Origin of the sequence: Streptomyces olivochromogenes, from assembly GCF_021538895.1 — a bacterium.
GTDB classification, from domain to species: Bacteria; Actinomycetota; Actinomycetes; order Streptomycetales; family Streptomycetaceae; genus Streptomyces; species Streptomyces olivochromogenes_A.
The window spans coordinates 1-10,572 of the sequence record NZ_JADDRL010000187.1; the positions used below are offsets into that span (position 1 = coordinate 1).

The window sequence follows — 10,572 nt, forward strand, 5'->3', positions numbered from 1 at the left end:
GTCTCTTCAGGTCAGGCGACCCCGGAAGGTCAGACCTTCAAGAGAGCTGGGCTCACTTGTTGATCTTGATGACCTGGCCGGCGCCCACGGTGCGGCCACCCTCGCGGATGGCGAACTTCAGGCCCTCTTCCATGGCGACGGGCTGGATGAGCTCCACCTTCATCTCGGTGTTGTCACCCGGCATGACCATCTCGGTGCCCTCGGGGAGGGTCACAACGCCGGTCACGTCCGTCGTACGGAAGTAGAACTGCGGACGGTAGTTGTTGAAGAACGGCGTGTGGCGGCCACCCTCGTCCTTGGACAGGATGTAGGCCTGCGCCTCGAACTCGGTGTGCGGGGTGACCGAGCCCGGCTTGATGATGACCTGGCCGCGCTCGACGTCCTCGCGCTTGATGCCACGGAGGAGCAGACCGACGTTCTCACCGGCCTGGCCCTCGTCGAGCAGCTTGCGGAACATCTCGATGCCGGTGACCGTGGTGGTGGTCTTCTCCTGCTTGATGCCCACGATGTCGACGGTCTCGTTGACCTTCAGGACACCACGCTCGATACGGCCGGTGACGACCGTACCGCGACCGGTGATCGTGAAGACGTCCTCGATCGGCATCAGGAACGGCTTGTCGACATCACGCTCGGGCTGCGGGATGTTCTCGTCGACGGCCTTCATCAGCTCGAGGACGGTCTGGGTCCACTCCGGGTCGCCCTCCAGCGCCTTCAGCGCGGAGACCTTGACGACCGGCAGGTCGTCGCCGGGGAACTCGTACTCGGAGAGGAGCTCACGGACCTCGAGCTCGACGAGCTCCAGGATCTCCTCGTCGTCCACCATGTCGGCCTTGTTCAGGGCGACGACGATGTACGGAACGCCGACCTGGCGGGCCAGGAGCACGTGCTCCTTGGTCTGCGGCATCGGGCCGTCGGTGGCGGCGACCACGAGGATCGCGCCGTCCATCTGCGCGGCACCGGTGATCATGTTCTTGATGTAGTCCGCGTGACCCGGGCAGTCGACGTGGGCGTAGTGACGCGCCTCGGTCTGGTACTCGACGTGCGCGATGGAGATGGTGATACCGCGCTGACGCTCTTCGGGCGCCTTGTCGATGTTGTCGAACGCGGTGGCCTCGTTCAGGTCCGGGTACGCGTCGTGCAGCACCTTGGTAATGGCGGCCGTGAGGGTCGTCTTACCGTGGTCGATGTGACCGATGGTGCCGATGTTGACGTGCGGCTTAGTCCGCTCGAACTTCGCCTTCGCCACTGGGGTCCTCCTGTGGAGTGGTTCTGTACGCCTTACTTCATCGGCGCCAGGTGATCTTTGCTGGATAGCCCGGAACCCGGGGCATTCATCCAGGAATGTGGCTGAATGCCCCTTGAGGCTCCGGAGTCAAGCCTAAAGCGTGTGAACGCGGTGCGTTACTCGCCCTTGGCCTTCGCGATGATCTCCTCGGCGACGTTCCGCGGAACCTCGGCGTAGGAGTCGAACTGCATCGAGTAGCTTGCGCGACCCGAGGTCTTGCTGCGGAGGTCGCCGACGTAGCCGAACATCTCCGACAGGGGCACGAGGCCCTTGACGACGCGGGCACCGGCCCGCTCCTCCATGGCCTGGATCTGGCCACGGCGGGAGTTGATGTCGCCGATGACCTCGCCCATGTAGTCCTCGGGCGTGGTGACCTCGACGGCCATCATCGGCTCAAGGAGCACGGGGCTGGCCTTACGCGCGGCCTCCTTGAAGGCCTGCGAACCGGCGATCTTGAAGGCGAGCTCGGAGGAGTCGACCTCGTGGTAGCCACCGTCGATGAGGATGACGCGCACGCCGGTCATCTCGTAGCCCGCGAGGATGCCGAACTGCATGGCCTCCTGAGCACCGGCGTCCACCGAAGGGATGTACTCCTTCGGGATACGGCCACCGGTGACCTTGTTCACGAACTCGTACGAGGCGTCGCCGCCCTCGATGGGCTCGATCGCGATCTGCACCTTGGCGAACTGACCGGTACCACCGGTCTGCTTCTTGTGGGTGTAGTCCACGCGCTCGACGGCCTTGCGGATCGTCTCGCGGTACGCGACCTGCGGCTTGCCGACGTTGGCCTCGACCTTGAACTCACGGCGCATACGGTCGACGAGCACCTCGAGGTGCAGCTCGCCCATGCCGCCGATGATGGTCTGGCCGGTCTCCTCGTCGGAGTGGACCTGGAAGGACGGGTCCTCCTCGGCCAGGCGCTGGATCGCGACGCCGAGCTTCTCCTGGTCGCCCTTCGACTTGGGCTCGATGGCGACCTGGATGACCGGCGCCGGGAAGTCCATGGACTCCAGGATGACCGGGTTCTTGTCGTCGGCCAGCGTCTCACCGGTGGTGGTCTGCTTCAGGCCCATGACGGCGACGATGTCGCCGGCACCCACCGACTCGATCTCCTCACGCTTGTTGGCGTGCATGCGGTAGATCTTGCCGATGCGCTCCTTCTTGCCCTTGACGGAGTTCAGCACCGAAGAGCCGGACTCCAGGCGGCCCGAGTAAACCCGGACGAAGGTGAGCTTGCCGAGGTGCGGGTCGCTCATGATCTTGAACGCCAGCGCCGAGAGGGGCTCCTCGTCGGACGGCTTGCGCTTGACGACGACCTCGGGGTCCTTGACGTCGTGGCCCTCGATGGCCTCGATGTCGACCGGGGACGGCAGGTAGCGCACGACCGCGTCGAGCAGGGGCTGGACGCCCTTGTTCTTGAACGCGGTGCCGCAGAACACCGGGGTCACGGTGGTGCCGGTGCCCTTGCCGGACGCGATGGTGATACGACGGATCGCGGCGTACAGCTGCTCCTCGGAAGGCTCGTCGCCCTCCAGGTACAGCTCCATGATCTCTTCGTCGTTCTCGGCCACGGCCTCGATGAGCTTGCCGCGGTACTCCTCGGCAGCCTCGGTGTGCGTGGCCGGGATGTCGACGACGTCGTACATCTCGCCCTTGGTGGCCTCGGCGGACCACACGAACGCCTTCATGCGGACCAGGTCCACGACGCCCTTGAAGTCGGCCTCGGCACCGATCGGCAGCTGCATCACGATCGGCTGAGCGCCGAGGCGGTCAGAGATCATGTCGACACAGCGGTGGAACTCGGCACCGGTGCGGTCGAGCTTGTTGACGAAGCAGATACGCGGAACGCCGTAGCGGTCCGCCTGACGCCACACCGTCTCGGACTGGGGCTCGACACCGGCGACGCCGTCGAACACCGTCACGGCACCGTCGAGCACACGCAGGGAGCGCTCCACCTCGACGGTGAAGTCGACGTGCCCCGGGGTGTCGATGATGTTGATGGTGTGGTCGACGTCCTCAAGCGGCCAGTGACAGGTGGTGGCAGCAGAGGTGATCGTGATGCCACGCTCCTGCTCCTGCTCCATCCAGTCCATGGTGGCAGCGCCGTCGTGGACCTCACCGATCTTGTACGAGACACCGGTGTAGAACAGGATCCGCTCGGTGGTGGTCGTCTTGCCCGCGTCGATGTGGGCCATGATCCCGATATTGCGGACCTTGGCCAGGTCAAGTGAAGTGGTAGCCATAAGGCTTCAGTCTTCTCTCGGTTCTCGATGGGGTAGCGACTACCAGCGGTAGTGCGCGAAGGCCTTGTTGGACTCGGCCATCTTGTGCGTGTCCTCGCGCTTCTTCACAGCGGCACCAAGGCCGTTGGAGGCGTCGAGAAGCTCGTTGAGCAGACGCTCGGTCATGGTCTTCTCGCGACGGGCGCGGGAGTAACCGACGAGCCAGCGCAGCGCGAGCGTGTTGGCGCGACCGGGCTTGACCTCGATCGGAACCTGGTACGTCGCACCACCGACACGGCGGGACTTGACCTCAAGGGTCGGCTTGATGTTCTCCAGCGCGCGCTTCAGCGTGATGATCGGGTCGTTGCCCGTCTTCTCACGCAGACCCTCCATGGCGCCGTAGACGATGCGCTCGGCGGTGGAGCGCTTGCCGTTCATCAGCACCTTGTTGATCAGGGAGGTCACCAGAGGGGAGCCGTAAACCGGGTCGATGATGACCGGGCGCTTCGGGGCGGGGCCCTTACGAGGCATTCTTACTTCTCCTTCTTGGCGCCGTAGCGGCTGCGGGCCTGCTTGCGGTTCTTGACACCCTGGGTGTCGAGGGAGCCGCGGATGATCTTGTAGCGAACACCCGGCAGGTCCTTCACACGGCCGCCGCGCACGAGCACGATGGAGTGCTCCTGCAGGTTGTGTCCCTCACCCGGAATGTAAGCGGTGACCTCGATCCCGCTGGTCAGACGCACACGCGCGACCTTACGCAGGGCCGAGTTCGGCTTCTTCGGGGTGGTCGTGAACACACGCGTGCAGACGCCACGACGCTGAGGGGAACCCTCGAGTGCGGGCGTCTTGTTCTTCTCGACCTTGTCCTGCCGGCCCTTGCGGACCAGCTGCTGGATCGTAGGCACTACTTCTCCGGTTTCTGTGTGCCGATAGGTACAGCTAACCTGGAACTTCGCCGACCCACGCGGTCGGGTGTGTCGAATCCCGCAGACTCCCGCCGCTAAGCGGAAAGGGCGCAGATTACGGTGGCCGTGTCACAGCTCGCTATGCGGTTGAAGGCACGCACGAGAGCCAGGGCACACCCCAGGCACAAGGTCTGAGCGTACCTACCTCACGGACTTCGGTCAAAACAAATGGAGCCCGCCCCGACACGCCGGATATGTCGCCCCCGCAATCGAGGCCTCCGAGTGAACGTCGACCCGTTTGGTGCCCATGACAACGACATGTTCAGTACGTTGAACGGTCGCTGTGGCGATCGGGGGGACGGGGGAACACATGACGGCCGACGGCTTACCGGACGGGGTCGGTCTCGACGACCGGGTGCCCTTCCTCGCGCGGCTGGAGAAGGGGGACCGCGAAACGCTGCTCGGGCTCGGCCGCGAGCTGGCCTTCCGCTCCCGGGACGTGCTGCTCCACCAGCACGAACCCTCCTCGTACGTCCTCTTCATCATCCACGGCTGGACCAAGGTCACCGCGGCCGCCGTCAACGGCTACGAGGCGCTGCTCGCGCTGCGCGGCCCCGGTGACGTCGTCGGCGAGTCGGCCGCGCTGACCGGCCGCCCACGCTCGGCCACGGTCACCGCGCTGCAACCGGTCCGCGCCGTCGCCGTCGACCGCGAGCGCTTCACCGCCTTCCTCGGCCGCTCCCCCGACGTCTCCTACGCCCTCCTCGGCCTCACCTCCGACCGCATGCGCGCGGCCGACCAGCGCCGTCTGGAGTTCGCCTCCATGAACGTCCGCGAGCGCCTGGCCACCCTTCTGCTGGACCTCGCCCGCACCAACGCCCGCTACACCGAGACCGGCGTGGAGCTCCTCGTGCCGCTCAGCAAGCAGGAGCTGGCCGGGTCGGTGGGGGCCTCGCGGGAGATGGTCCAGCGGCTGCTGAAGGAGCTGCGGGACAAGGGTGTGGTGGTGACCGGCAGACGGACGCTGCGGATCGTACGGATGGACGTCCTGCGAAGGATCGCGCGAACCGAGTCCTGAGGGCCCCGCCCCCGTTCTGTGCACACCGTCACAGTCCGAGTGCGTCATCCGACCTCTCCGCCGCGCCGCCTCACACGCCACGCTTCTCACCTGGCGCAAGGCCTCCATCACCGAAGGGCGACCATGAGCGATCCCGTGAGCCGGACGATCCTGCTGCTCGACATCGAGCGCTACAGCGACCGGGACGACGTCGAGCAGGCCTACTTACGCCGGATGCTCTACGACATCACCGACCGCGCGCTGGAGACCGCCGGCGTCGACGAGACGCTGCGGCTGCGGGCCGACCGCGGGGACTCCGTGATGGAACTGATCGACGCCAACGCCTCCGTGCCGGCGCTGCTGCGGGCCCTGCTCACCGAGGTGCCGGCGCAGCTGCGGGCGGTCAACCGGATGGCGTCCAGCTCGGCGCAGATCCGGCTGCGGGCGGTCGTCGCCTCGGGATACGTCGCCATCGACCCGCACGGCTGGGTCGGCTCGGACCTCAACCACGCCTGCCGCCTCCTCGACGCCAAGCTGCTGCGCGCCGCGCTGCGCGAGCGCCCCGACGACTTCGCCCTGTGCGTCTCGGACGGGGTGTACGGGGGGATCGTGCGGCACGACCACACGGGGATCCCGGCGGCGGAGTTCCACCGGGTGGGCGTGGACAGCAAGAACGGCCCGCTGACGGCGTGGCTGCACGGCCCGGTGCCGGACGGGGCGGCCGGGCCCGACGACCACAGTGGAACGGGGGAGGGGGGAGCCCCGGTGCCGGGTGCTTCGGGGGACGGCCCGGCACCGGGGCGGACGTCACCCCCGGCACCCTCCACCAGCACCTCCGCCTCCACCGGTGCGGTCGTCTTCCACTTCGACGGCGGCTCCCCGACCTTCGGCGGCAGCCTCGTCGCCGGTGACCAGCACGGGGTGTCCGGGGGCCGGTTCACCGGGAACGTGCACCTCGGCGGGACCGGGGGTGACGCGGCGTGACGGTTCCGCCGGAGCAGGACCCTCCGGCCACCGAGCCGGTGGCGGAGCCGGAGGGGGACAGACCCGAGGACGTCGCCGAGCGCACCCAGGAGGCCCGTGCGGCCCAGCGGGAGCTGTTCGCCCACACGCCCGGCTTCATCCTCGGCTCGGCCGCCTCCTTCGGCGGCAGCCTGGTCGGCGGGGCACAGCACGGGGTGTCGGGCGGGCAGGTCAGCGGGGACGTCTTCCTGGGCGGCAAGACGGAGATCCACCACCACGGGCCGGCGGCCACCGGCTACGCCTCCGGGGAGATACCGCGGGCCCGCCTCGACGCGCTGGCCGCCGTCTTCGTCGAGGGCCCGGGCTTCGAAGCCGCCCTGGCGCGGCTCCGGGAGGAGCGCGTGCTGGTCCTGTCCGGCCCGCACGCCGCCGGGCGGTACGCGGCCGCGCAGATGCTCCTGCACCGCCTCGGCGTGCCCGCCGTACACGCCCTGCCCGCCGAGACGACCCCGGCGGCGCTGCCCGCGCAGCTGGCCCGGCCGGGCGGCCATGTGCTGCGCGACCTGCCGCTGACCCGCAACCGGCCGCTGCGCGACACCCATCTGTACGCGGCCGTGGACCAGCTCAAGAAGACCGACGGGCACCTGGTGGTGACCGTGGAGAACTCGCCGTTCCTGCTGGGGGTCACCCCGGCGCGGTGGGCGCCGCCGGCGGCCGAGGACGTCGTACGGGCACATCTGTCCGTACGGCGGCCCGGCGAGGCGGCGAAACTGCTGGCGCTCGCGCCGGTGCGGGACTTCCTGGCGCGCGGGCGGCGGCCCGCCGAGGCGGCCGAGTTCGCGCGGGAGCTCGCCCAGTACGACGGGGGCGCGGAGGCGGACGCCCGGCTCGCGGACTTCGGGCAGGCGGCCGTGGAGAAGCAGTGCCGGAGCTGGCTGAGCGCGCCCGACAGCGATCTGCGCGAGAAGGCGTTCCTGATCTCGCTCGCCGTGTTCGACCAGGCCCCGTACGTGCTGGCCGCCGAGCTCGCGGACCGGCTCTTCGTGCACTTCCAGCAGTTGCAGCACCCCGAACAGCCGCCGGAGATCCCGGTGTTCGGTCCTTCGGCCACGGACCGGCTGGAGCGGGCGCGGGCCGAGGGGGAGTTACGGGACGAGCCGACCGACTGGGGGCCCGTACCGCAGTTCATGGCGCGGTTCCGTGAGGAGCGCACCGCGCGCGTGCTGCTCACGGAGGTGTGGACGGGCCATCCCTCCGCGCGGCCCGCGCTGGTGGCCTGGCTGCGCGAGCTCGCCCGGGACGGACGGCCGGTGGTGCGCACCCGGGCCGCCGCGGCGGCGGCGCTGCTCGCCACCGCCGACCTGCCCTCGACGATCGCGCTGCTGGTCGACGGCTGGGCGGTCGCCAAGGCGTTCGGTCCGCGCGTCACCGCCGCGAACGCGCTCACCCTGGCCCAGTTGCTGGACGCGCCGGCCGTGCTGCGGCTGCTCACCCAGTGGTGCACGGACGGGCACTGGGCCCGCCGCTGGACCGCGATCCGCGCCTTCGGCCTGCTGGCCCCGCTGCGCCCGGAGCTGGCGAGCCCGGCGCTCGGCGCGCTCGCGGGCCGGGCCCGCGCGGACATCAGCGGCGCGACGGGGGCGGAGGCGGACAACCTGATCGAGTCGACGGCGCTGCTGCTGTCGGTGGGCCCGCGCCGCGGCGAGATGCTCTCCGAGCTGGTCGGGCTGCTCTACGACGCCACCCCGGCGGTGCGTGCCCTCGCCCTGAACGCCTTCGTGCGGGCCTGCGAGAACGCGGAGGAGGGCGCGCTGGTGGAGTGGTACGCCGACACCGGCATGTACGAGGCCGACTCCGCCCGCGACCTGGCCACCCTGTGGCGCACCGCGCTGGGCGACCGCGCCCACACCCGGCAGGCGCTGAACGCCCTGCACGCCTGGGTGCATGTCGCCCAGCGCCGCCCGGACGCCGCCCAGGCCCTGGAGCTGCTGCTGCCCGCGCTGATCGTCGAGGCGGCCGACCGCGACCGGCTCGACCACGAGCTGCGCTCGATGCGGGCGGAGGACGGGGGGCCGCGGCCGCCGGTCGCCGACCGGCTGCTGGAGCTGCTGTGGCCGGCCGCGGCCGCTCCCTCGACGTTTCCCTGATGTCGTACTTTCCCTAGGAGTTGACCCATGGCGGACTTCCGCCGTCAGCCGGAGTGGCAGCAAGAGGCCGACCGGCACAGCACACTGATCGACCCGGTGGTCACCGTGCGGCCCATCTCGCGCTTCGACTACACCACGCGTCGGCCGGTCGGCGCGATCGACCACGCGCTGGTCTTCGCCACGGCCGGCGGCGCGTACGACGCGTACATCCCGCCGCACCGGCCCAGCCGTACGGACGCGGCGACCCGCCGCTACACCTCCGTGTACGAGGTCGACATGGGCAGCCATCCGGTGCAGCTCGACCTCCTCCTGCCCAGTGACGACGACGCGTTCTCCTTCGGCGCGACGGCGGATCTGACCTGGCGGGTGCGGGACCCGGAGGCGTACGTGCGCAGCGGGGAGCGGGACGTGCCGACCCGGCTGACCCGGGAGCTGCAGCAGCTGGCCCGGCCGGTGAGCCGGCGCTTCCCCATCGAGGACAGCTCCTCGGCGGAGTCGGCGGTCCAACAGGTCGTGGAGACGGGCGGGTTCGCGGCGGGCACCGGGCTCGCGGTCGACTGCGTGGTGCGGTTACGTCTCGACGACGAGGCGATCGCCCATCGGCAGCGGCGGCGGACGCTGCGCTACGAGTCGGAGATGCTCGATCCGGAGCACGAGTTCCGGCTGCGGCAGGCGCACCAGCAGTACGAGCTGGAGGTGCTGCGGCAGCGGCAGCACCAGCAACTGGTCGCCGAGAAGCTCCACTTCTACCAGCACCATCTCCAGTACGGCGGGGTCGGCGCCTGGGCCCTGCATCTCGCCGCCCATCCCGAGGACACGCGGATGGTCATCGACAGCATCCACAAGGACCAGCTGACCTTCATCAAGGCCCAGTTGGAGCTCATCGGCGGAGACGGCCTGGAGGACTACCAGAAGGCGGAGTCCCTGAAACAGATCCGCCAGGAGGTCGACACGATCCTGCGCATGCGCGAGACGACTCCGGGCGCGGAGGCACCGGGAGCACTGCCGCCGGGGGCGGTGCCGGGGCCGTCCTATCCGGCGGAGGCGGGGCAGGGGACGGCGGGAGCCGCGCCGTACGGGGGCGCGATATCGGGGCCGGTGCCCGTCACCCCGCCGATGCCCTCGCCGTACGCACCGCCCCGGGCGGACGTCCCGCCGCCGCCCACCGGTTCGGGCCCGGAGCCGGCATGAGGACCCCCGACGGTACGCCGAACACACCGAGGAACCCGGCCGGCGGAGCCAACGGAACCAACCGAACCAACCCGCCGACACCGACGCCGGCACCAGCACCGACACCGACGCCGGGTGTCCCGCCCCAGGCGCCCGGCACCGCGGCCGGTGCGGGTGCCGCCGAGCGGCTGCTCGTCGAGATGCGGGGGGAGATCGCGCGCGCGGACAGCAAGGCGTCCGTGCTGGTCGCGGCGCTGGGGATGACCGCGGGTGTGTTCACCGGGCTGGTGGCGGGGCGGAACTGGGGGCCGGAGGAACTGTCCGCCCCGGGGACTTGGGTGTGGTGGGCTGGCGCGCTCGCGCTCGCCCTGTCCCTGTTCGCGCTGCTGCTCGCCGTGCTGCCCCGCTACCGCACCGGCGTCTGGACCCCGGGCCAGCCCCTCTGCTACTTCGGCGACGTCCAACAGGCCGTACGCGCGGGCCGGTTGGCCGACGCGCTCGCGGACACCGACCGCGATCCCGCCGCCGGACTCACCGCGGCCCTCGTCGAGACCAGCCGTATCGCCGCCCGCAAGCACCAGTGGATCCGCACCGGTCTGATCGCCTTCTGCACCGGAACGGTCCTGCTCCCCACCGCGCTCCTGATCGGCTGACCCCGCTCACGCCCCGACGCTCACCCGCACACGCTCACGCTCACGCCAAGACAAGGAACCGTCCCCATGCCCAGTACGCCGGACCCCTATCCCCAGCAGCCGCCCGAGCCCCACCAGCCGCCGTACTACTCCCCACCGCCGCAGTACTCCGAGCCGCCCCAGCCTGCGGA

Annotated in this window: 9 protein-coding genes; 5 read left to right on the top strand and 4 right to left on the bottom strand. The window is 69.9% G+C overall.

Features of this window, described 5'->3' with window-relative positions; translation table 11 throughout:
* Positions 1 to 52 precede the first annotated feature (52 nt).
* The 4 genes from tuf to rpsL all read right to left on the bottom strand — a co-directional run bounded on the left by tuf (position 53) and on the right by rpsL (position 4,412).
* A complete protein-coding gene (gene tuf / locus IPZ69_RS44480) occupies positions 53 to 1,246 on the bottom strand; it encodes an elongation factor Tu (RefSeq protein WP_235460611.1) in 1,194 nt (397 codons plus the stop codon).
* Between the two features lie 155 nt (positions 1,247 to 1,401).
* Positions 1,402 to 3,528 carry an elongation factor G gene (fusA, locus tag IPZ69_RS44485; protein WP_235460612.1) on the bottom strand — a complete coding sequence of 709 codons (2,127 nt, stop codon included), beginning with the start codon at positions 3,526 to 3,528 and terminating at the stop codon, positions 1,402 to 1,404.
* Positions 3,529 to 3,567: 39 nt separating this feature from the next.
* On the bottom strand, positions 3,568 to 4,038 hold the full coding sequence (rpsG, locus tag IPZ69_RS44490) for a 30S ribosomal protein S7 (protein WP_181650348.1): 471 nt from the start codon (positions 4,036 to 4,038) through the stop codon (positions 3,568 to 3,570).
* 2 nt (positions 4,039 to 4,040) lie between these two features.
* Positions 4,041 to 4,412, bottom strand: a complete 372-nt coding sequence (gene rpsL, locus IPZ69_RS44495; RefSeq protein WP_003948652.1) for a 30S ribosomal protein S12 — start codon at positions 4,410 to 4,412, stop codon at positions 4,041 to 4,043.
* Between the two features lie 370 nt (positions 4,413 to 4,782).
* Between rpsL and IPZ69_RS44500 the strand changes: the two genes are divergently transcribed.
* From IPZ69_RS44500 to IPZ69_RS44520, 5 genes are all read left to right on the top strand, one after another.
* Entirely contained in the window at positions 4,783 to 5,490 is a 708-nt protein-coding gene (locus tag IPZ69_RS44500; protein WP_235460613.1) for a Crp/Fnr family transcriptional regulator, read from the top strand.
* A gap of 123 nt (positions 5,491 to 5,613) precedes the next feature.
* A complete protein-coding gene (locus IPZ69_RS44505; protein WP_235460614.1) occupies positions 5,614 to 6,453 on the top strand; it encodes a hypothetical protein in 840 nt (279 codons plus the stop codon).
* Positions 6,450 to 8,579 (top strand): hypothetical protein, encoded by a 2,130-nt coding sequence (locus IPZ69_RS44510; protein WP_235460615.1) that lies wholly within the window; start codon positions 6,450 to 6,452, stop codon positions 8,577 to 8,579. The genes IPZ69_RS44505 and IPZ69_RS44510 overlap by 4 nt, the downstream gene beginning before the upstream one ends.
* A gap of 27 nt (positions 8,580 to 8,606) precedes the next feature.
* Positions 8,607 to 9,770: a PE-PGRS family protein gene (locus IPZ69_RS44515; protein WP_235460616.1), complete on the top strand. Its 1,164-nt coding sequence runs from the start codon at positions 8,607 to 8,609 to the stop codon at positions 9,768 to 9,770.
* On the top strand, positions 9,767 to 10,402 hold the full coding sequence (locus IPZ69_RS44520; RefSeq protein ID WP_374296059.1) for a Pycsar system effector family protein: 636 nt from the start codon (positions 9,767 to 9,769) through the stop codon (positions 10,400 to 10,402). Before IPZ69_RS44515 ends, IPZ69_RS44520 begins: the two co-directional genes overlap by 4 nt.
* The last annotated feature ends 170 nt before the right edge of the window (positions 10,403 to 10,572 follow it).

Bases quoted from the DNA above. Each gene is read 5' to 3' on its own strand.
- fusA (WP_235460612.1), bottom strand. From the start codon at position 3,528: ATGGCTACCACTTCACTTGACCTGGCCAAGGTCCGCAATATCGGGATC.
- rpsG (WP_181650348.1), bottom strand. From the start codon at position 4,038: ATGCCTCGTAAGGGCCCCGCCCCGAAGCGCCCGGTCATCATCGACCCG.
- IPZ69_RS44500 (WP_235460613.1), top strand. From the start codon at position 4,783: ATGACGGCCGACGGCTTACCGGACGGGGTCGGTCTCGACGACCGGGTG.
- IPZ69_RS44505 (WP_235460614.1), top strand. From the start codon at position 5,614: ATGAGCGATCCCGTGAGCCGGACGATCCTGCTGCTCGACATCGAGCGC.
- IPZ69_RS44515 (WP_235460616.1), top strand. From the start codon at position 8,607: ATGGCGGACTTCCGCCGTCAGCCGGAGTGGCAGCAAGAGGCCGACCGG.
- IPZ69_RS44520 (WP_374296059.1), top strand. From the start codon at position 9,767: ATGAGGACCCCCGACGGTACGCCGAACACACCGAGGAACCCGGCCGGC.